Source organism: Pseudomonas lurida (genome assembly GCF_013522705.1).
In the GTDB taxonomy this organism is placed as follows: Bacteria; Pseudomonadota; Gammaproteobacteria; order Pseudomonadales; family Pseudomonadaceae; genus Aquipseudomonas; species Aquipseudomonas quebecensis.
Genome location: NZ_JAAMRE010000019.1, coordinates 21,494 through 42,808 on the forward strand (window position 1 = coordinate 21,494; position 21,315 = coordinate 42,808).

At 62.7% G+C, this 21,315-nt stretch carries 18 protein-coding genes; 7 read left to right on the forward strand and 11 right to left on the reverse strand.

Going from position 1 to position 21,315, the window contains the following annotated elements; translation table 11 throughout:
* Nucleotides 1-22 precede the first annotated feature (22 nt).
* The 5 genes from G7025_RS16365 to G7025_RS16385 form a co-directional block, all read right to left on the reverse strand.
* A complete protein-coding gene (locus G7025_RS16365) occupies nt 23-2,452 on the reverse strand; it encodes a TonB-dependent siderophore receptor (RefSeq protein ID WP_181080191.1) in 2,430 nt (809 codons plus the stop codon).
* 217 nt (nt 2,453-2,669) lie between these two features.
* A complete protein-coding gene (locus G7025_RS16370; RefSeq protein WP_181080192.1) occupies nt 2,670-3,638 on the reverse strand; it encodes a FecR domain-containing protein in 969 nt (322 codons plus the stop codon).
* A complete protein-coding gene (locus tag G7025_RS16375; RefSeq protein ID WP_181080193.1) occupies nt 3,635-4,153 on the reverse strand; it encodes an RNA polymerase sigma factor in 519 nt (172 codons plus the stop codon). Before G7025_RS16375 ends, G7025_RS16370 begins: the two co-directional genes overlap by 4 nt.
* A 100-nt stretch (nt 4,154-4,253) precedes the next feature.
* Nucleotides 4,254-4,961 carry a 3'-5' exonuclease gene (locus tag G7025_RS16380; RefSeq protein ID WP_181080194.1) on the reverse strand — a complete coding sequence of 236 codons (708 nt, stop codon included), beginning with the start codon at nt 4,959-4,961 and terminating at the stop codon, nt 4,254-4,256.
* The gene (locus G7025_RS16385; RefSeq protein ID WP_181080195.1) at nt 4,958-6,880 is read right to left on the reverse strand and encodes a putative nucleotidyltransferase substrate binding domain-containing protein; all 1,923 of its coding nucleotides are present in this window, start codon (nt 6,878-6,880) and stop codon (nt 4,958-4,960) included. Before G7025_RS16385 ends, G7025_RS16380 begins: the two co-directional genes overlap by 4 nt.
* A gap of 243 nt (nt 6,881-7,123) precedes the next feature.
* Here G7025_RS16385 and G7025_RS16390 point away from each other — a divergent pair, with 243 nt between their 5' ends.
* Nucleotides 7,124-7,570 carry a response regulator gene (locus tag G7025_RS16390; protein WP_181080196.1) on the forward strand — a complete coding sequence of 149 codons (447 nt, stop codon included), beginning with the start codon at nt 7,124-7,126 and terminating at the stop codon, nt 7,568-7,570.
* Nucleotides 7,571-7,709: 139 nt separating this feature from the next.
* Here G7025_RS16390 and G7025_RS16395 read toward each other — a convergent pair whose 3' ends face one another.
* The gene (locus G7025_RS16395; protein WP_181080197.1) at nt 7,710-9,887 is read right to left on the reverse strand and encodes a malate synthase G; all 2,178 of its coding nucleotides are present in this window, start codon (nt 9,885-9,887) and stop codon (nt 7,710-7,712) included.
* A 267-nt stretch (nt 9,888-10,154) separates the two neighbouring features.
* Between G7025_RS16395 and G7025_RS16400 the strand changes: the two genes are divergently transcribed.
* Nucleotides 10,155-10,667: a glycine cleavage system protein R gene (locus G7025_RS16400; RefSeq protein ID WP_181080198.1), complete on the forward strand. Its 513-nt coding sequence runs from the start codon at nt 10,155-10,157 to the stop codon at nt 10,665-10,667.
* Nucleotides 10,668-10,885: 218 nt separating this feature from the next.
* Here G7025_RS16400 and rarD read toward each other — a convergent pair whose 3' ends face one another.
* The 5 genes from rarD to G7025_RS16425 all read right to left on the reverse strand — a co-directional run bounded on the left by rarD (nt 10,886) and on the right by G7025_RS16425 (nt 16,577).
* Nucleotides 10,886-11,770, reverse strand: coding sequence for an EamA family transporter RarD (gene rarD / locus G7025_RS16405; RefSeq protein WP_181080199.1), 885 nt, complete (start codon nt 11,768-11,770; stop codon nt 10,886-10,888).
* A gap of 124 nt (nt 11,771-11,894) precedes the next feature.
* Nucleotides 11,895-12,869, reverse strand: coding sequence for a serine/threonine protein kinase (locus tag G7025_RS16410; RefSeq protein ID WP_057702225.1), 975 nt, complete (start codon nt 12,867-12,869; stop codon nt 11,895-11,897).
* A gap of 167 nt (nt 12,870-13,036) precedes the next feature.
* Complete coding sequence (locus G7025_RS16415; protein WP_181080200.1) at nt 13,037-14,935, reverse strand: PhoX family protein; 1,899 nt, start codon at nt 14,933-14,935, stop codon at nt 13,037-13,039.
* Nucleotides 14,936-15,016: 81 nt separating this feature from the next.
* The gene (locus G7025_RS16420) at nt 15,017-15,781 is read right to left on the reverse strand and encodes a TOBE domain-containing protein (protein ID WP_181080201.1); all 765 of its coding nucleotides are present in this window, start codon (nt 15,779-15,781) and stop codon (nt 15,017-15,019) included.
* Nucleotides 15,782-15,839: 58 nt separating this feature from the next.
* Nucleotides 15,840-16,577: a ComF family protein gene (locus tag G7025_RS16425; RefSeq protein ID WP_181080202.1), complete on the reverse strand. Its 738-nt coding sequence runs from the start codon at nt 16,575-16,577 to the stop codon at nt 15,840-15,842.
* 91 nt (nt 16,578-16,668) lie between these two features.
* Here G7025_RS16425 and bioB point away from each other — a divergent pair, with 91 nt between their 5' ends.
* The 5 genes from bioB to bioD all read left to right on the forward strand — a co-directional run bounded on the left by bioB (nt 16,669) and on the right by bioD (nt 21,234).
* Nucleotides 16,669-17,724, forward strand: coding sequence for a biotin synthase BioB (gene bioB, locus G7025_RS16430; protein WP_181080203.1), 1,056 nt, complete (start codon nt 16,669-16,671; stop codon nt 17,722-17,724).
* Between the two features lie 140 nt (nt 17,725-17,864).
* Nucleotides 17,865-19,028 (forward strand): 8-amino-7-oxononanoate synthase, encoded by a 1,164-nt coding sequence (gene bioF, locus G7025_RS16435; protein ID WP_181080204.1) that lies wholly within the window; start codon nt 17,865-17,867, stop codon nt 19,026-19,028.
* Nucleotides 19,021-19,752: an alpha/beta fold hydrolase gene (locus G7025_RS16440; protein WP_181080205.1), complete on the forward strand. Its 732-nt coding sequence runs from the start codon at nt 19,021-19,023 to the stop codon at nt 19,750-19,752. The genes bioF and G7025_RS16440 overlap by 8 nt, the downstream gene beginning before the upstream one ends.
* Complete coding sequence (gene bioC / locus G7025_RS16445) at nt 19,745-20,557, forward strand: malonyl-ACP O-methyltransferase BioC (RefSeq protein WP_181080206.1); 813 nt, start codon at nt 19,745-19,747, stop codon at nt 20,555-20,557. The genes G7025_RS16440 and bioC overlap by 8 nt, the downstream gene beginning before the upstream one ends.
* Nucleotides 20,554-21,234 (forward strand): dethiobiotin synthase, encoded by a 681-nt coding sequence (gene bioD / locus G7025_RS16450; RefSeq protein ID WP_181080207.1) that lies wholly within the window; start codon nt 20,554-20,556, stop codon nt 21,232-21,234. The genes bioC and bioD overlap by 4 nt, the downstream gene beginning before the upstream one ends.
* The last annotated feature ends 81 nt before the right edge of the window (nt 21,235-21,315 follow it).

Here is a 21,315-nt window from a genome sequence, read left to right on the forward strand (position 1 = left end):
CAGCCTGCTGCCTGTGCGCCGATCACCATTGGTACGTGGCGCTGGCGACGACGCTGCGCTGGTCGCCGAAGTAGCAGTAGTTGCCATCGCAGGTGGACAGGTAGTCCTTGTTGAACAGGTTGGTGGCGTTCACCTTCAGCGACGCGCCTTTGAGGCTGTTGTCCAGGCGACCGAGGTCGTAATGCACAGCGCCATCGAACACGGTGTAGGCGTTGGCCTTACCCAGCCAGGTGTTGGCCTGGTCGCCGTAGGTGTTGCCGGTGTAACGCGCGCCAAAGCCAATGCCGAAGCCATCGAGCACGCCGGTGTGCCAGGTGTAGTCGGTCCACAGCGACGCTTGCTGATTGGGCATCAGTTGCAGGCGGTTGCCTTTGTATTGGCCTTTTTGCACCTCGGATTTGGCCAGGGTGTAGGCGGCGATCACCTTGAGGTTATCGGTCACGTCAGACACCGCTTCCAATTCCAGGCCCTTGACCTTCACTTCGCCGGTCTGGTCGGTGACGGAAACGCCGCCGGCCTGGAAGCTGGTCACCAGCACGTTCTTTTGGGTCAGGTCATAGACCGCCGCGCTCAGCAGGGTGTTGGAGCCGGGCGGCTGGTATTTGACCCCCAGTTCCCATTGCTTGCCTTCGGTGGGTTTATACGACTTCACGGGGTCGACGCTGGCGTTGCTCGCCGGCTGGAACGACTCGGCGTAGGACAAGTACGGCACGAAACCGGAGTCGAACACGTAGCTCAAGGCCGCGTTGCCGCTGAAGTTCTTGCTGCGGTCAGTGTTGGTGGCGTCGTTCTTGTTGAAGTAGGTGGTGCCCTGGTGCACCCAGTCCTCACGGCCACCCAAGGTCAGGCGCCAGTTGTCCAACGCCATTTGGTCCTGGACGTAGAGCCCGGTTTGCACGGTTTTCTGGTTGTAGTCATAGAACGCTGTGGAGCGTGCAGGACGTACGGTCGGGCCCCCGTAGGTCGGGTTGAAAATATTGGTGCCCGAGGCCACGCCGAAGATCGACAGATAGGACGTGTCGGTACGCTGATGATCCAGGCCCAGCAGCAGGGTGTGGGTGATGTCGCCCGTGGCAATGTCGGCCTGGAAGTTGTTGTCCACGGCGAACTGGCCGATGTTCTCGTCCACATTGGTGGTGGACCGGCTGATATTGCCCGCCGCATCGGCCGGCGAGAAGGCGTAGGAGCCCACGGTCAGTTGCTGGAACGACAGCTCGGACTTGGTGTAACGCAGGTTCTGCTTGAACTGCCACGTATCGTTAAAGCGATGCTCGAAGGCATAGCCCAGCGCGTAATAGGTGCGGTCGTAGAACTCATAGTCCGGATCGCCGAGGTTCTTGTGGTGAGACACCTCCCCCAGCGGCGATTTGATCTTGGTGCCCTGTATCGGTAGGAACTGGCTGGTGGCGCCGGTATCGTCGCGGGTGAACTGCGACAGCAAGGTCAGCCGGGTGTCGGGGTCGATGTTCCAGGTCAGGCTGGGTGCGATGTTGTAGCGCTTGTTGTCGATGTGATCGACCTGGGTGCCGGAGTCGCGCACCACGCCGCTCAGGCCGTAGAGAAACTGGCCATCGTCGTCGATCTTGCCGGTGCTGGAGAAGTTGATCTGGCGGTGGTTGTCGCTGCCGTACTGCACTTGCACCGCATGGCTGGTCTGCTCGCTGGGACGGCTGCTGACCATGTCCAGCAGGCCACCCGGCGGGGTCTGGCCGTACACCGACGAGGCCGGCCCGCGCAGCAGGGCCAGGCGGTCGAGGTTCCAGGTCTCGGCTTTTGGGTTGGCATACACGCCGCGTGGCAGGGGCAGGCCGTCGAGGAATTGGGTGGGTTCGAAGCCGCGTACCCGCATCCAGTCGTAGCGTGTGTCGCTGCCGTAGCTGGCGGACACGATGCCGGGCATGTATTTGACCGCATCATCGAGGGTGTGAACGCTGCGGTCCTGCATTTGCTGGCGGGTGGCGACGGAGATCGAGCGTGGCGCTTCCACCAGGGCGGTGTCGGTCTTGGTGCCGGCGGCGGTGCGTGTCGCCAGGTAGCCTTGGGCCGGGCCCCAGGCACTTTCATAGCTGCCTTGCCCGGTGATGTTGGTTTCCGGCAATGCCACCACGCCGTCCGGAATCGCCACCAGGGTAAACGTCCCGGCGCTGCTCTGTTCCAACTGCAATCCCGTGCCGCGCAGGGCCTGGCGCAGTGCGCTCTGGGCATCGAACTGGCCGTTTACGGGGGCGGAGGTTTTACCGGCGGCCAGGGCCGGGTCGAGGGTCAACGCCAGGCCGGCCTGGCTGGCGATCTGGTTGAGCGTGCTGGCCAAAGGCGCCGCCGGCAGGTTGTAGGCACGCACGCTGGAGGCCTGTTCGGCGGCCAACAGCTGAGGCGTGATCAGCGGTGTGCTGAGGGCAATGGCCACGGCCAACAGACTGGGGCGCAGCAGGGTATCTAGCGTGCGGGACATAAGGCGGCTCCTGAATGGAAGTAATTCGCAATTGCCTATGTGCCGAGCGAGATTCGAAAAGTGATAGGGCGAGATGAAAATATTTTTTGCCGGGGATTTCTCGGTGTGTTTGAAGGCCTATCGGGGGCAAACCCCCTCCCACAGTTAATCGGGTTTTGTTCAGGTAAATGTGGGAGGGGCTTGCCCTCGATAGCCTCAGCCCAGGCATTACTGATGCCTAAGGCCTGGCACCCACCGTCACCCACCACGGCGTGCGCTGCCTGATCTGCACCGGTAATGTCGGCAACAGCGCATTGAGCGCCAGTGTGGTGTCGTGCAGCGGGAAGCTGCCGGTGATGCGCAGGTCGGCCACGGTTTTATCCACACCCAGGTAACCGGGCCGGTAGCGGCTCAATTCCTCGATCACGTCGCCCAGGCGCGCGTTGTCCACCACCAGCATGCCGCGTGTCCACGCATCGGTGGCAGGGCTCACCGCCAGCAGTGGGCCGAGGCCGTCGCTGCGCATCAGCACCTGCTGGCCTTCTTTGAAGATCTGTTCCTGATGCAGTGCCTGCGGCTGCGCCGCCACGGCTGACTGCAGCACGCTCAGGCGCGTGGCGTCGTCTTCGCGCTTGACGATAAACCGCGTGCCCAGCGCCCGCAGGCGGCCGTCGCGGGTTTGCACGTAGAACGGGCGAGCGTCGTTGTGGCCGGTTTCGACGAGGATTTCACCGTCCTGCAACACGATCAATCGGCGCTTTTCATCGAAGCGCACGTCGATGGCGCTGTGCGTGTTGAGGTTGATCTGCGTGCCGTCCGACAGTTTCAGGGTGCGCTGCTCGCCGGTGGCGGTGCGTTGATCGGCCAGCCAGTAGTGGATCGGCACATAGCGCTCGCCCGCAAACAAAGCCAGGCCGCAGATGAGCGCGATGCTCGCCAGGCCGCTGCCGAGCTTGCGCACCCGTTGGCGAATGGCCTGGCGCGACTGCAACAGCGCCGCCCGCGCCGGGCCCGAGGCGACGCTGAAACGTTGGTCGAGCATGCCCAGCTGCCGCCAGGCGCGGGCGTGCTCTTCATCGCTGGCCAGCCATTTGCTGAACTCTTCCCGTTCCAGGGCACTGTCATCGCCCGAATCCAGGGACAACTGCCAGGCAATGGCGGCATCGAGCACGCGGGCCGAGACCGGTCGGGTGCCGATCGCACTCATGTCGGCTCGCCATACAGCGCGATGTAGCACTGGCGAATGCCCTGGGCCAGGTACTGGCGCACGCGCGGCACCGACACGCCGAGGCGCTGGGCGATCTGCGCATGGCCGAGGCCGTCGAGGCGGCTGTAGAGAAACGCCGCGCGAGCCTTGCTCGACAGTGTGCCAAGCAGACGGTCGATGGCCTTGAGGTCTTCGAGGATCAGGTGCTGGGCTTCGGGTGAGGGGTGTTCGCTTTCCGGGATCAGCATCAACTCGGCCAGGTAAGCCTGCTCCAGCGCCGCGCGCCGGAAATAGTCGAACAGCAGGCCCTTGGCGATGGCCACCAGAAATGCCCTTGGCTCGCGCGGTTCCGGCAACGTGTCGCGACCCAGCAGGCGCATGAACGTGTCCTGGCTCAGGTCTTCGGCGCGGCTCGGGCAGGCCACGTTGCGCCGCAACCAGGCCAGCAGCCAGCCGCGATGGTCGCGATATAACGCACCAACCCGCTCACTGTGTGGGGTCTGGATCGACGACAAGGCATCACCGAATAAACAAGAGGTTTAAACTAACGAGAATTATTCGCGATTGTGTCAGAGGCGATGGGTGGGCGCAATTGGCGTCTGTCGGGAGATGAGATTAAAACGATGGCGCCTGTTGGCGCCGTTTCCATTGGCTTACGCGCGCGTGCAATGCGTGCGGCGTGTCGATGAGCTGCCGACGCGCACGGCTGAACAGGATCAGCATCAATTCCGCCGTGGCCAGGGCGTCAGCGCTGGCGTGGTGGCGTTCGCCGACCTCGAGGTGGAAATACTTGACCCAATCGTCCAGCCCAGCCTCGCGAATAGGTGCTTCGGGGCATAGCAGCGGGGCGATGTCGGCCACATCCAGAAACGAGTGAACCAGGCGATACCCCAGGCTGTCCTTGAGCGCACGGCCCAGCATGTGTTGATCGAACGGCGCATGGAACGCCAGCAACGGGCTGTCACCGAGGAACTCCATGAAGTCCAGCAGGGCCTCCACCGGGTCGCTGCCGGCGGCAATCGCACTGGGCCCCAGGCCGTGGATCAGCACACTGGGGCTGAGTCGGGTGTGGGCGCGGTGCAGGGTGCGTTCGAACAACTGGGAAAAATCCACCGCGCCATCCTCGATCACCACTGCGCCAATGGACAGCACCTGGTCACGGTTGAGGTTCAGGCCGCTGGTTTCCAGGTCCAGCACCACCCAGCGTTGGCTGCGCAAGGCGTCTTCACTCAGCGGCGCGGGTTTGCGCAGTTGCGCCAAGCGTCGTTGTTGCGTCGCATCGAGCTGGGGTTTGGCCGTGCGCAGCCAGCCGAACAGGCTCACAGCTGATACCGCAAGGTCAGGCTGCTTTGCAGGCGCTGGGCCTGGCGCAGGGATTCGCGCAGGATGCGCCGGTCCAGGTGGTTGAGACTGTCGGGGTCGACGCGGTTCGAATAGGGCTGGTTTTCGCGACTTTGCCGTTGATGCTGCTGCATGCGGGTTTGCTGGATAAAGTGGTAGGCCTCTTCGTACGCGGCGCCGTCCAACGCTTCGATGACCTCCCTGACCACCAATTGGCGCAACCGCTCCAGCGTGTTGTTGGCGTGAATGCCATTGGCCAGGGCCAGCAGACGCGCGCCATCCACGAACGGGGTGAGGCCCTGCACCTTGAGATCCAGGGTGGCTTTTTCGCCGGCTTTGCGGCTCAGCACAAAGTCACGGAAACGCCCGACCGGAGGGCGCTGGCGCAGCGCGTTCTCGGCCAGCATGCGTTGGAACAGGCGGTTATCCGCGACCTGATCGAGAACGCCCTGGCGCAACAGCTCGCAGCCTTGCTCGTCGCCCCACACCACGCGCAAGTCAAAATAGATACTCGAACCCAGCAGGTTTTCTGGCGTCGCCTCGCGAATGAACGCCGCAAAGCGCCGTGCCCATTCGACCCGCGACAGGCACAACTCCGGGTTGCCGGCCATGATATTGCCCTTGCACAGGCTGAAACCGCATAGCGCCAGGCTCTGGTTGATCTGCTGGGCCAGCGGCAGCAGGCGAGCACGGATCGCAACCGCGTCGGCGGCGTCCCTGGCCTCGAACAGAATGCCGTTGTCCTGGTCGGTGTACAGCGTCTGCTCGCGACGGCCTTCGCTGCCGAAGCACAGCCAGCTGAAAGGCACGCCCGGGTCGCCCTTTTCAGCGAGGGTCAGCTCGATCACCCGGCAAACGGTGTGATCGTTGAGCAGGGTAATGATATGGGTGATCTGGGTGGATGACGCGCCGTGGGCCAGCATGCGCTCGACCAATTGGCCGATCTCGCCGCGAATCGCCACCAGGTTGTCGATACGCGGGGCGTTGCGGATGGTGCGCGCCAGGTGGACGAGATCCACGCGTTGCAGGGAAAACAGATCGCGCTCGGACACCACGCCGCACAGGCGCTGGTCCTTGACCAGGCACACATGGGCAATATGCCGTTCGGTCATGGCGATGGCGGCGTCGAAGGCGCTGTGGTCCGGCGTCAGGAAGAACGGTGCCTGGGTCATGTGCGCGTCGATGGCCTGGCTGAAATCGCTGACGCCGTCGGCCACCACATGGCGTAGGTCGCGCAGGGTAAAAATCCCCAGGGGCGCCTTGTTGTCGTCGACGATGACAATGCTGCCCACTTGTTGCTCGTGCATCAGTGTCACTGCTTCGCGCAATGGCGTGTGCGGGCTGCAGGTGACCGGATGGCGCATGGCCAAATCGCCCAGGCGGGTATTGAGCGAGTATTGGGTGCCGAGGGTTTCCACCGCTTTTTGCTGCACTTGCTGGTTAACCTGATCCAGCAGGCTGCTGACGCCGCGCAGGGCAAAGTCGCGAAATGGGCTGGAGAGGGCGAACAACTTGATAAAGGCTGGCTTGTTCAGTTGCAGGCAAAAGGTGTCTTCGGCGGCCTTGTGCTCGGTGCGCGTGGCGCGTTCGCCCAACAGCGCGGCCAGGGGGAAGCATTCACCGGTGGTGATTTCGAAGGTGGTCTCGGTGGTGTCCGGCCGTTCGCCGATCACGCGGCCTTGTTTGACGATGTAGAAATGTTCGACCGGCCCGCCGGAGGGTTTGAGGATGCTGTCACCGGGAGCATAAAAGCGTAATTGGCATTGTTCCACCAGGTACGCCAGGTGCGCGTTTTCCATCTGGTTGAACGGCGGGAAGCGTTGCAGGAACTGCAGCGTGCCCTGGATATTTTGCAACACGGCAGTTTTCCCCGCCTGGGCGAAGGCATCAGCTTTACTCATTACAGTGACCGCGTTTTTTTGTCGTTATCGAGGTGCATGGTCGGCTCCTGCGCCACGGGTGCCCATTGGACGTAAGTCTAGGTCTATGAAAACGCAGCGGGACTAGGGAAAAACCTTACATGGTTATCGTCCAAACCCCGTAGAACGCCCACTAGGCAAACTTTCCGACGAAGTGCACATTGTTCGACCTTCCGCAGATGTCTGACGAGTGCTGGGAGATTGATTAGAACCGCTGAGAACCGTATGTCCGACCACGATATTTTGAGTGATGCCGAGCGCGAGGCGCTCAACGCCGTGATGCTGGAACCCGATCTACCGCCACAACGCGTGTTGATTGTCGACGACGACAAGGACGCGCGCGAACTGCTGGCGGAGATCCTGGGCCTGGACGGCATTCGCTGCATGACCGCCGACAGTGGTGAGCGGGCGTGGGACTTGTTGAAATCCAGCAGCTCCATCGGCTTGTTGATTACCGACCTGCGCATGCAACCCAGCAACGGGTTGGAGCTGATCAAACAGGTGCGCGAATCCACCCGCGCGGCGCTGCCGATCATCATCATGTCGGGGGATGCCGAAGCGCCCGATGTCATTGATGCCATGCATTTGAGTGTGGTGGATTTTCTGCTCAAGCCGATTGATAGCGTGAAACTGGCGAAGTTGGTGAAGCGGGAGCTGGGGATGGCTTCCTGATTTTGCAGTGAATGTGCGGGGCTCAACGGCGGCAGGCTTCTCACACTGTTGACCGCGTACTTCCTGTAGGAATGCGTTCACCGTTTGCTCGTTCACCCTCAAAGAAAAAGCCCTGATCTTTCGATCAGGGCTTTTTCATTTACAGGCCGTTTTTAGCCTTGAATTCCCGACGCCGACGGTGCAACACCGGCTCGGTATACCCATTTGGCTGCTTGGTCCCTTCAATCACCAGTTCCACCGCCGCCTGGAACGCGATGTTGCTGTCGAAATCCGGTGCCAAAGGGCGATACAGCGCGTCCCCGGCGTTCTGGCGGTCCACCACCGGCGCCATGCGCTTGAGGCTTTCCATCACTTGCGCGTGATTGACGATGCCATGGCGCAGCCAGTTGGCGATGTGCTGGCTGGAAATACGCAGGGTGGCACGGTCTTCCATCAGGCCGACGTCGTTGATGTCCGGCACTTTCGAGCAGCCGACGCCCTGGTCGATCCAGCGCACCACATAACCGAGGATGCCCTGCGCGTTGTTGTCCAGCTCGTTGCGGATTTCTTCCTCGGTCCAAGCGGTGTTCTGCGCCAGCGGGATGGTCAGGATATCGTCCACCGAGGCGCGCTCGCGCTTGGCCAGCTCGGCCTGGCGCGCGAACACGTCGACCTTGTGGTAGTGCAGCGCGTGCAATGCGGCCGCCGTGGGTGAAGGCACCCAGGCGGTGTTGGCGCCGGCCAGGGGGTGGGCGATTTTCTGTTCGAGCATCGCCGCCATCAGGTCGGGCATTGCCCACATGCCTTTACCGATCTGTGCACGCCCTTGCAGGCCGGTGCTCAAGCCGATATCGACGTTCCAGTTTTCATACGCCGCGATCCACTTTTCCGACTTCATCGCTGCCTTGCGCACCATCGCGCCGGCTTCCATGGAGGTGTGGATTTCATCGCCGGTGCGGTCGAGGAAGCCGGTGTTGATAAACACCACACGCTCGCTGGCGGCCTTGATGCAGGCTTTGAGGTTGACCGTGGTGCGGCGCTCCTCGTCCATGATCCCGACTTTGAGGGCATTGCGCGGCAGGTTCAGCACGTCTTCGATGCGGCCGAACAGCTCGTTGGTGAACGCGACTTCTTCCGGGCCGTGCATCTTCGGTTTCACGATGTACACCGAACCGGTACGGCTGTTCTTGCGACTGGTATTGCCGTTGAGGCTATGGATCGCCGCCAGGCTGGTGATCAGGCCGTCGAGAATACCTTCGGGCACTTCGTTGCCGTCTTTATCCAGGATCGCGTCGATGGTCATCAGGTGGCCAACGTTGCGCACGAACAGCAGCGAGCGGCCATGCAGCGTCACGTCCTGGCCATCCACGCCGGTGTAGACACGGTCGGGGTTCATGGTGCGGGTGAAGGTCTTGCCACCCTTGGCCACGTCTTCGGCCAGGTCGCCCTTCATCAGGCCGAGCCAGTTGCGGTAGATCACCACTTTGTCGTCGGCATCCACGGCGGCGACGGAATCCTCGCAGTCCATGATGGTGGTCAGCGCGGCTTCCATCAGCACGTCTTTGACGCCGGCGGCGTCGGTCTGGCCGACCGGGGTGCTGGCATCGATCTGGATTTCGAAGTGCAGGCCGTTGTGCTTGAGCAGGATCGCGATCGGTTGGGCGCTGTCGCCCTGGAAGCCGATCAATTGACTGTCGTCGCGCAGGCCGCTGTTGCTGCCGCCTTTGAGGCTGACGATCAGTTTGCCGTCGGCAATCTTGTAGCCGGTGGAATCGACATGGCTGCCGGCGCTGAGCGGTGCGGCTTCGTCGAGGAAGGCGCGGGCGAAGGCGATGACCTTGTCGCCGCGCACCTTGTTGTAGCCTTTGCCCTTCTCGGCGCCATCGGCTTCGCTGATGGCGTCGGTGCCGTAGAGCGCGTCGTACAGCGAACCCCAGCGGGCGTTGGATGCGTTGAGGGCGAAGCGCGCATTCATTACCGGCACCACCAACTGCGGGCCGGCCATGCGCGCGATTTCGTCATCGACGTTTTGGGTCGAGGCCTGGAAATCCGCGGCTTCTGGCAGCAGGTATCCAATGTCTTGCAGGAAGGCTTTGTAGGCCACCGGGTCGTGGGCCTGGCCGGCATGGGTCTGGTGCCAGGTATCGATCCGCGCTTGGAAATCATCGCGTTTGGCGAGTAGGGCTTTGTTCTTCGGCGCCAGGTCGTGGATGACCTTGTCGGCACCGGCCCAGAACTGGTCGGCACTGATGCCGGTACCGGGAATGGCTTCGTGGTTCACGAAGTCGAACAGGACTTTGGCGACCTGCAGGCCACCGACTTGAACGTGTTCAGTCATTGCTTGCCTCACTCTGCGGAGCTTATGCGCTGTTTCAGATTTTCATTATGTAGTGCACGGTTGGGCATACTACATGATGACTTGCGGTTGTGAAAATTAGACTAAATACGTCGTTTAGCGACCCACTTTGGTCGTACGGTCACAGCGGAGAACGGTATGTTCTCAAAAACCTATTGGATTGTTCCAGATAAATATAAAAATGGTACACGATTTGTTTTCGAGGGCCCTCGGGTCCACCTTGTAGATTGACTTCCAGAGGGCTTCGCTATGGACCATCTTGTACTCACTATTATTGCCGCCGACAAACCCGGCCTGGTGGAACGCATCGCGCAGAACATCGCTGCCCACAGCGGCAACTGGCTGGACAGCCGCATGGCCCACATGGCGGGGCAGTTTGCCGGCATCCTGCGGGTGAGTGTGCCGACGGAGAATCGTCAGGCCCTGGTGGGGGCGTTGGAGGACTTATCCACCCACGGCATTCGCGTGCTGGTGGGCGAGGGCAGCACCGGGCAGGCACCGGCTTCCAAGCCCATCGTGATGACGTTGGTGGGCAATGATCGCGCGGGCATCGTGCGTGAGATCACGGCGCTGTTGAGCCGGCAGGGCGTCAACCTCGAGAGCCTGAGTACGGGCGTAAGCCCGGCGCCGATGAGTGGGGACCTGCTGTTCAAGGCCGAGGCGCTGTTGCAGGTGCCGTCGACGTTGCCCCTGGATGCGTTGCAAGCCTCGCTGGAAAAACTGGCCGATGATCTGATGGTGGAACTGCACCACGAAGAGTAATCACAGGGTTATGCATGGAAATCTTGCATGGGCCTGTGGATAACCTGTAGAGACTGCTCGGCAGGCCACGTGGGCCGAGGCTCTTCGTAAACTGAGCGAAAAACGAGCAGTTTCAATGGCTTGTGCACAAATGGCGGGGACCAGGTTGTGGATAACCTTGGGGTGAATGTCTGCAAGCCACACAGACCGTGGCTTGCAGAGTTTTGTACATTATTTGATCAGCGTTTACGTACGCTCAGCCAGGCGTCCACGCTGTACACCAGCAGCCCGGCCCAGATGAACGCGAAGGCCAGCAGCGTGCTCGGCGCCAAATGTTCGCCGAACAGCAGCACCGCCTCCAGCAACACCAACGTGGGCGCCACGTACTGCAAAAAGCCCAATGCGGTGTAAGGCAAATGCCGCGCGGCGGCGTTGAAACACACCAGCGGGATCAGCGTCACCGGGCCGGCGGCCACCAGCCACCAGGCTTCGGAGGTGCTCCAGAACGCCAGTTGCGCACTGTGTGCGCTGGGGTTGAACAGCAGCCACGCGACTGCAATTGGCACCAGCATCCACGTCTCTACCACCAGCCCCGGCAACGCCTTGACCGGTGCCTGCTTGCGGATCAATCCGTAGAAACCGAAGGTCAACGCCAGCGCCAGCGACACCCATGGCAAGCTGCCGACCTGCCACACCTGTTGCGCCACGCCCACGGCGGCCAATATCACCGCCACCCATTGCAAGCGGCGCAGACGCTCGCCCAACAGCAGCATGCCCAGCAGCACGTTCACCAGCGGGTTGATGTAGTAACCCAGGCTCGCTTCGAGCATGCGCCCGCTGTTGACCGACCACACATAGGTCAGCCAGTTGGCCGCAATCAGCGAACCGCTCAGTGCCAAAATCGCCAGTCGCTTGGGGTTGTCGCGCAGCTCGCGAAACCAGCCGGGATGTTTCCACACCATCAGCAGCAAGCCCCCGAACAGCGCCGACCACAGCACCCGATGCACGATGATCTCGGCGGCGGGTACGCTGGCGATGGCTTTGAAGTAGAGCGGGAACAGGCCCCAGATGACGTAGGCGCTCAGGCCCAGGATGTACCCCTTGCGGGGGTTGGCGGCGTGCATGCGGAATCCTTGCTTAGGCAGCTAACAAAGCGCGATTGTAAGGATATTTCTCAACCAATGGGACTGCTTGGTAATGAGTTGTGCTTTGTGTGGGAGGGGCAAGGCCCTCCCACCTTAAAAGCAATCAGAAGAGTTTCAGCGGCTCTTCGTTGAGGGCTGAGAGTTGCTCACGCAACGCCAGGACCTGATCGCCCCAATACCGCTCCGTGCCGAACCACGGGAAGCTGTGGGGGAACGCCGGATCATCCCAACGCCGCGCCAGCCAGGCGCTGTAGTGCATCAAACGCAAGGCGCGCAGCGGTTCGATCAGCGCCAGTTCTCGCGGGTCAAAATCGTGAAACTCCTGGTAGCCGTCCATTAATTCCGACAGCTGGCCCAGGCATTCCTGGCGATCACCGGCGAGCATCATCCACAGGTCCTGCACGGCCGGGCCCATGCGGCAGTCGTCCAGGTCAACGATATGGAACATCTCGTCGCGGCACATCATGTTGCCGGGGTGGCAATCGCCGTGCATGCGGATGTTCTTGTGCGGGGTGGCCTTGTACACCTCCTCCACGCGTTTGAGCAGGTCGCGCGCCACCGATTCGTAGGCCGGCAGCAGGCTTTTGGGAATGAAATTGCCCTCCAGCAGCGTGGTCAGCGAATCGTGCCCGAAGTTCTTCACTCCCAATGCTTCGCGGTGTTCGAACGGCCGCGTGGAGCCCACGGCGTGCAAGCGCCCCAGCAGTTGCCCCAGGCGATAGAGTTGGTCCAGATTGCCCGGTTCCGGCGCACGGCCGCCGCGCCGAGGGAACAGGGTAAAGCGGAACCCCGCATGCTCGAACAGGCTTTCGCCGTTGTGGATAAGCGGCGCCACCACCGGTACATCGCATTCGGCCAGTTCAAAGGTGAAACGGTGTTCTTCCAGAATTGCTTCGTTGGTCCAGCGCTGCGGCCGGTAGAACTTGGCGATCAGCGGCTCGGCGTCTTCGATGCCCACTTGGTACACGCGGTTTTCGTAGCTGTTGAGCGCCAATACGCGGGCATCGCTTAAAAAACCGATGCTTTCGACGGCGTCGAGTACCAGGTCGGGGGTGAGTGTTTCAAACGGGTGGGCCATGCGAACTCCTGCGCGCAGCAGGGCGCCGCGTCCGGCCGAGTATGGTAACGCACACGGCTTGAGATAGGGGGCGACTGTGCCATTGTCATCGGGGGCAAACTCCCCCCACCTTTGAAGGTCATCACCAGTCAAAATGTGGGAGGGGGCTTGCCCCCGATAAGGCCGTGTCAGGCGCCGACGATCCCGCCGTCATCCCGCCGAATGGCCAGCACCGACGAGCGCGGTTTGCCGTTGGGCAAGTGCTCCGGCCATGTCGAACCGCCGGTTTCGCCCGGGTGCTGGATGCCCACGAACAGCGTCTTCTGATCCGGCGCGAAGCTGATGCCGGTCACCTCGCACGCCACCGGTCCGACCATGAAACGGCGGATTTCGCCGGTGCTCGGGTCGGCGCAGAGCATTTGATTGTTGCCCATGCCGGCGAAGTCGCCGCTGTTGCTGTAGTCGCCGTCGGTGAGAATCCACAGACGCCCGGCCTTATCGAAGCCCAGGCCGTCGGGGCTGTTGAACATGTTCTGCGGGTTGATGTTCGACGAGCCGCCCTTGGGGGCGCCGGCATGCACCTGCGGGTTGCCGGCCACCACGAACAGGTCCCAGCTGAAATCGTCGGCACCATGGTCGTCGGCGTTGGCCTTCCAGCGCAGGATCTGGCCGTAGACGTTCTTCTCGCGTGGGTTGGGCCCGCCCACTGGCTGGCCGTCCTCGCCGCGCTTGGCGTTGTTGGTCAGGGTGCAATAGACCTGGCCGTCGGTGGGGCTGACCACGATCCATTCCGGGCGGTCCATGCGCGTGGCCTTGACCACGCTGGCGGCCAGGCGCGCGTGAATGAGCACTTCGGCCTGGCTGGCGAAACCGCTGCCGGCGTCGATGCCGTTTTTGCCATGGGTCAACTCCACCCACTGACCCTTGCCACGCGGATGGTCGGCGTTGCCGTCGCCGGCATCGAAGATCGCCACGTACAAGGTGCCGTGGTCGAGCAGGTCTTTGTTGGCTTTGGGGTTCTTGTGGTTGATCTTGTCGCGGCTGACGAACTTGTAAATGAACTCACCGCGCTCGTCATCGCCCATGTACACCACGGCGCGGCCATCACGGGTTTGCGCCAGTGCCGCGTTCTCGTGTTTGAAACGGCCCAGGGCCGTGCGTTTGGCCGGGGTGGACTGCGGATCGAACGGGTCGATTTCCACTACCCAGCCATGGCGGTTGAGTTCGTTGGGGTTCTTGGCCATGTCGAAACGCGGGTCGTGCAGGTGCCAGTTGATCTCTTTGCTGGCCGCCACCACGCCGTAGCGTTTCTGCCCGGCGTCGAAGGCTTGCTGCGGGTTGCTGCTGCCGAAGCAGTCGGTGAAGTTTTCTTCGCAGGTCAGGTAGGTGCCCCAGGGGGTCATGCCGTTGGCGCAGTTCTGGAAGGTGCCGAGGGCTTTCTTGCCGGACTTGTCGGCGCTGGTCTTCAACCACTCATGGCCGGCCGCGGGGCCACTGAGGCGGATCGGCGTGTTGCCGTGAATGCGACGGTTGTAGCGTGAGTCCTGAACGAAGTGCCAGGTGTCACCCTTACGCCGAATTTCGATGACCGATACGCCTTCGCTGGCCTGGGCCTTGCGCACCTCTTCGGCCGATTGCGGCGTACCGCCGTGGGCATAGAGATAACGGTAGTTGGTGTATTCGTTATTGATCGCCATCAGCGCGCGGTTGTTGTCGCCGGGGAAGGGGAACAGGCTCATGCCGTCGTTGTGGTCGCCGAACTGCTGCTCCTGTGCCACCGCTGTGCCGTTGCCGGACGGGTCGAAGGCCGGCGCATTCTTGTGCAGCGGCTGGCCCCAGCTGATCAGCACCGAGGCGCTGTAGCCTGGTGGCAGGCTGATGGTGTCGCTGGTGGCGGCGGCGATGCTGTCGAACCCCAGCAACGGGCTGGCGTTAGCGGCATTGACCGCCAGGGCGCTGCGGCTGAGCAGGTTGCCGCCCAGGAACATCGCGGCACCGCACAGGGCGCCGGCACCGATAAAGCGGCGACGGGTCAGGCCGACCATCTGTTCGAGGTCGGTGGCTTGGTTCTCTTCTAACAGGCTCATCTCAGGCTCCTTGAGTGCTTTTTGCCAACACCTTAAGCAGCGGCCGTGACGAAATTGTTGCAGTTTGAAGAAACGCCTCCCTTATACCGGCGTTCCCAGCAATACCTGGCTCGGCGCGAATTGCACCTGGATCGGCTGGCCGGTTGCCGCGCCCAGTGCTTCAAATGCATTGGCCTGGGCCAAAGCGCAGAGGACCAGGCCATTTGGCAAGATGATGCGCACTTCGGCGGGGCCATCGTCGGCGTGGAGAATTGTCTCGATTACGCCGTCCAGGCAATTGTTTCCAGGTGTTGCGGTTTGCTCTGGGCCCAGCAGCTCCAGCCACCCGGCCTTGATCAGCGCCACGGTTTCCACGCCCGGTTCCAGCTCCAGCCGTTGCGTGCTGTCGTGGGTGATCTGCGCCTTGAGCGTCAGGCCGCCGGCCAGCTGCAGATGGATCAGGTCATTGCGGCCCTGAGACTCGATGGCGTGGACCCGGCCATGCAACTGGTTGCGGGCGCTGGTGCGCAGCATCAGGCGGCCGAGCAGGTTGAAATCACTGGCCGCTTCGTCCGACGCCAGCACCTCGGCCTGCAGTAGTTGCAGGCGCTGATACAGGCGCAACACCCGCTCGCCCTCGTGGGTCAGCCGTGCACCGCCGCCGCCTTTGCCGCCCACACTGCGCTCGACCAAGGGCTGTTGCGCGAGGTTGTTAAGCTCATCGATGGCGTCCCACGCGGCTTTGTAACTCAGGCCCGCGCTCTTGGCCGCGCGGGTGATCGAGCCTTGTTCGGCAATATGGGCCAGCAGCGCAATACGCTGCGGGCGGCGGATGATGTGTTGGCTGAGGGGCGTCGGCAGAGGCATGGCAATACGCTTGAATGGGCTCGACCGAACGTTGCGGGCAAGACGCACCGCCGTCAAGTCAGGCGCCGGGCCTGGGCGTGCGGGCCAGGCAATACACATCGACCTGGCGCGCGCCGGCACTGATCAGCAGGTGGCTCAGGCTGTGGGCGGTGGCGCCCGTGGTGAGCACATCGTCCACCAGCGCAAAGTGGCGGCCTTGCACCTGCGCATCGGGCGCCAGGGCAAAGGCGTTGAGCAGGTTGCGTCGGCGTGTCCGGGCGTCGAGGGCCTGTTGCGCGACGGTTTCGTGGGGACGCAGCAGCAGCTGTGCATCGCAAGCAATGTTCAGGTCCTGGCTGAGCCAGCGCGCAACCATCAGCGCCTGGTTGTAGCCGCGCTCGCGCAGGCGCTTGCGGGCCAGAGGCACCGGCAGCAGGCAGTCGGGACGCGCCAGGTCGGTGTTGTCGAAGCGATGCTGCACGTGCTGCGCGAGCAGTCGCGCAAGCATCTGCCCCAACGGCCAGCGCGCCTGATGCTTGAAGCGGCTGATCAGACTGTCGACCGGAAAGCTGTAGGACCAGGGCGCGATCACCTGTTTAAACGCAGGCGGCTTTTTCTGGCATTGGCCGCAGGTCAGTCCGTCCATCGGCAAGGGCAGTGCGCACACGTCGCACTGGTCCAGCAGCCACGGCAGCTCGGTTTCGCAGACGTTGCACACACACTGCGCCGATTCGGTGGTTTCATCGCAGATTAAACAGATTTGTTCGTTTTTTAACCAGTTGTAAACTTGGTGTTTGTGTCCAGGTTGACAGTGCATGAATCTTCCTTAAATATGCCGAGCATCCGTGTCGTGCCTGTGGGTATTGCCTGCCCGTAGCGCCTGCCGAAGCATAATTAAGGAATCGCCCATGAGCGCCAGCACCACCGCCACCTTGCGTCACGATTGGTCGTTAGCCGAAGTCAAAGCGTTGTTCGTGCAACCGTTCAATGACCTGTTGTTCCAGGCGCAGACCGTGCACCGCGCGCATTTCGACGCCAACCGCGTACAGGTGTCGACCCTGCTGTCGATCAAAACCGGTGCTTGCCCGGAAGATTGCAAATATTGTCCGCAGTCGGGTCACTACAACACCGGCCTGGAAAAAGAAAAGCTGATGGAAGTGCAGAAGGTGCTCGAAGAGGCCGCGCGCGCCAAGGCCATCGGTTCGACCCGTTTCTGCATGGGCGCCGCGTGGAAACACCCGTCGGCCAAAGACATGCCCTACGTGCTGCAGATGGTCAAAGGCGTCAAGGCCATGGGCCTGGAGACCTGCATGACCCTCGGTCGCCTCGATCAGGACCAGACCGCAGCCCTGGCCGAGGCTGGCCTTGACTATTACAACCACAACCTCGACACCTCGCCGGAGTTCTACGGCTCGATCATCACCACCCGCACCTATAGCGAGCGCCTGCAGACCCTGGCCTATGTGCGTGAGTCGGGAATGAAGATCTGTTCCGGCGGCATCCTCGGCATGGGCGAGTCCCTCGACGACCGCGCCAACCTGCTGATCCAACTAGCCAATCTGCCGGAGCATCCCGAGTCGGTGCCGATCAACATGCTGGTGAAGGTGGCCGGTACGCCGCTGGAAAATGCCGATGACATCGACCCGTTCGACTTTATTCGCATGCTGGCGGTGGCGCGCATCCTGATGCCCACCTCCCATGTGCGCCTGTCGGCCGGTCGCGAAGCCATGAACGAGCAGATGCAGGCACTGGCCTTTTTTGCCGGCGCCAACTCGATCTTCTACGGCGACAAACTGCTGACCACCGCCAACCCGCAGGCGGACAAGGACATGCAGCTGTTCGCCCGTCTGGGCATCCAGCCGGAGGCGCGCGAAGAGCACGCCGATGAGGTGCACCAGGCGGCGATCGAACAGGCCTTGGTGGAGCAGAAAAGCAGCGAGCAGTTCTACAACGCCGTCGTTTAATTGAAGTGCGATCCCAATGTGGGAGGGGGCTTGCCCCCGATAGCGGTGGGTCAGTCAACACATGCGCTGGCACACCCTCATCGGGAGCAAGCTCCCTCCCCTATGGTTGACCGAGTTAAACCTGCCAATCCGAGGCCTGCATGTCTTTCGATCTCGCCGCGCGCCTCGCTGCCCGTCGTGCCGAACACCTTTATCGCCAACGGCCGTTGCTTGCCAGTCCTCAAGGCCCGCAGGTAGTCGTCGACGGCCAGTCATTGCTCGCATTCTGCAACAACGATTACCTGGGCCTGGCCAATCATCCACAGGTGATCGAAGCCTGGCGCGCCGGTGCGTCCCGCTGGGGCGTGGGCGGCGGCGCTTCGCACCTGGTGGTCGGCCATTCGACGCCACACCATGAACTGGAAGAAGCCTTGGCAGACCTCACCGGTCGCCCACGCGCTCTGCTGTTCACCACTGGCTACATGGCCAACCTCGGTGCGGTCACGGCGCTGGTAGGCCAGGGCGATACCGTGCTCGAAGACCGCCTCAACCATGCGTCATTGCTGGACGCGGGGCTGCTGTCCGGGGCGCGTTTCAATCGCTACCTGCATAACGACGCCGCCAGCCTGGCCAGGCGCCTGGAGAAGGCCACCGGCAACACCCTGGTGGTCACCGACGGCGTGTTCAGCATGGACGGCGATCTCGCGGACCTGCCCGCGCTGGCTCGGGAAGCCCGCGCAAAAGGCGCCTGGCTGATGGTGGATGACGCCCACGGCTTCGGCCCCCTGGGCGCCAACGGCGGCGGGATTGTCGAGCATTTCGGCCTTAGCCAGGAGGACGTGCCGGTGCTGGTCGGGACCTTAGGAAAGGCGTTCGGCACCGCCGGTGCGTTTGTGGCGGGCAGTGAAGACCTGATCGAGAGCCTGATCCAGTTCGCCCGGCCGTACATCTACACCACCAGCCAACCGCCCGCGCTGGCCTGTGCCACTTTGAAAAGCCTGGAGCTGCTGCGCACCGAACACTGGCGCCGCGAACACCTCAATGCGCTCATTCGCCAGTTCCGCCACGGCGCCGAACAGATCGGTCTGGACTTGATGCCCAGCTTTACGCCGATCCAACCGATCCTGGTGGGCGACAGTGCCCGGGCTATGCGCCTGTCCCGGATGCTGCGCGAGCGTGGCCTGATGGTCAGCGCAATCCGCCCGCCGACCGTGCCCGCCGGCAGTGCGCGCTTGCGTGTGACGCTGACGGCCGCCCATACCGAAGCACAGGTGCAGTTGTTGTTAGACGCGTTGCAAGTGTGTTGGGAGCGCGACCATGCGTGATCGACTGATTCTGTTGCCGGGCTGGGGCCTGGGTATCTCACCGCTGGAACCGTTGGCGGCGGCCTTGCGTGGCGTGGATGAACACCTGCAGGTGCACATCGAGCCGCTGCCCGCGCTGGACTCCAGCGACCTGAATGAATGGCTCGAAGAACTCGACGCCACCCTGCCGGACAACGTCTGGCTGGGCGGCTGGTCCCTCGGCGGGATGCTGGCCAGCGAGCTGGCGGCACGCCGCGGCGCACGCTGCTGCGGCCTGGTGACACTGGCAAGCAACCCGTGTTTTGTCGGCCATGACGGCTGGCCCAACGCGATGCCCGCCGAGACGTTCGATGCCTTCCTCGCCGGTTGCCACGCCGATTCCCTAGTCACGCTCAAGCGCTTCGGCCTGCTGTGTGCCAAGGGCGCTGCCGACCCGCGCGGTCTGGCGCGTTTGTTGGTCGGCGGCGCACCGAATACGCCTTCTGAGGGGTTGATGAACGGCCTCGAACTGCTCGCGCAACTGGACACTCGCGATGCGTTGCTGGCCTATCGCGGGCCGCAATTGCACCTGTTTGGCGGCATGGATGAGCTGGTGCCCGCCGAAGCCGCCAGTGAATTGCTGGCCCTGCTGCCCGAGGTTGAAATCGGCCTGATTGAGCAGGCCGGTCACGCTTTTCTTCTGGAAGATCCCCACGGTGTTGCGGCGGCCATCCAGGCTTTTTTGCATGAGTGCGTTGATGACTGACTTATCCCATCCCCCGCTGCCCGGCGCCTTGCCGGATAAACGCCAGGTCGCGGCGTCGTTCTCCCGCGCGGCGGCCAGCTATGACAGCGTTGCCGAGTTGCAACGGGCAGTGGGTGGTGAATTGCTGGCGCGTTTGCCGGCGGGCATCGCACCCGCGCGCTGGCTGGATATGGGCTGCGGTACCGGTTATTTCAGTCGGGCGTTGCGCGAGCGGCTGCCCCACAGCCACGGCGTGGCGCTGGATATCGCCGAAGGCATGCTCAATCACGCGCGGCCGTTGGGCGGCGCGGCGCACTTTATTGCCGGGGACGCGGAGCGTCTGCCGCTCAAAGACGACAGCTGCGGGCTGATTTTCTCCAGCCTGGCGGTGCAGTGGTGTGCCCATTTCGAGTCGGTGCTCAGCGAAGCCCGTCGCGTGCTGCAGCCGGGCGGTGTGCTGGCGTTCGCCAGCCTGTGCGTGGGCACGCTGGAGGAACTGCGTGAAAGTTGGCGCGCGGCCGATGGCCTGGTGCACGTCAACCGCTTCCGCACCTTCGGCACGTACCAGCAACTGTGCGCCGCCAGTGGCCTGCGTACATTGAGCCTGACGCGTCAGGCCCATGTGCTGCACTACCGGGATGTACGCAGCCTGACCCATGAACTCAAGGCACTTGGTGCGCACAACCTGAACCCCGGCCGGCCGGGTGGCTTGACGGGGCGCGCGCGGATTGCTGCACTGGTGCAGGCCTATGAGCAGTTCCGCCAGGCCCAGGGTCTGCCGGCGACTTACCAAGTGGTCTATGCCGTACTGGAGAAGCCTCTATGAGCGCCGCCTATTTCATCACCGGCACCGACACCGATGTGGGCAAGACCACCATCGCCGCGGGCCTGTTGTACGCAGCTCGGCAGGCGGGCAAAAGCACGGCGGCCGGTAAACCGGTGGCGTCCGGTTGCGCGGTGACGCCCAAGGGCCTGCGCAACGCCGATGCACTGGCGCTGCTGGCTGAGTGTTCGGTGCCGCTGACCTATCCCGAAGTCAACCCCGTGGCCTTCGAACCCGCCATCGCTCCGCATTTGGCCGCGCGTGAGGCGGGTGTTGCACTGACGGTGCAGTCGCTGCTCAAGCCGATGCAACAGGTCCTGGCGCGGCAGGCCGATTTCACCCTGATCGAAGGAGCCGGCGGCTGGCGCGTGCCATTGGCCGATCAGGCCAACCTCTCGGACCTGGCGATGGCGCTCAAGCTGCCGGTGATCCTGGTCGTGGGTGTACGCCTGGGTTGCATCAGCCATGCCTTGTTGACTGCAGAAGCGATTGCGCGGGATGGTTTGTCGCTGGCGGGGTGGGTGGCCAATATCGTCGACCCCAAGACCTCTCGTCTGGAAGAAAACCTCGCCACCCTGGCCGAGCGCTTGCCCGCGCCATGCCTGGGGCGCGTACCCAAGCTCAAGCACGCCAGCGCCGAGGCGGTCGCTGAGTACCTGCAACTGGACCTGCTTGACTGATTTTGGCTATCGCTTGGGCATTGTGCCATTAGTGTTTTTAACGGGCGTTTTGCCACCAACTCTGCTTCAATCACAGCTCAT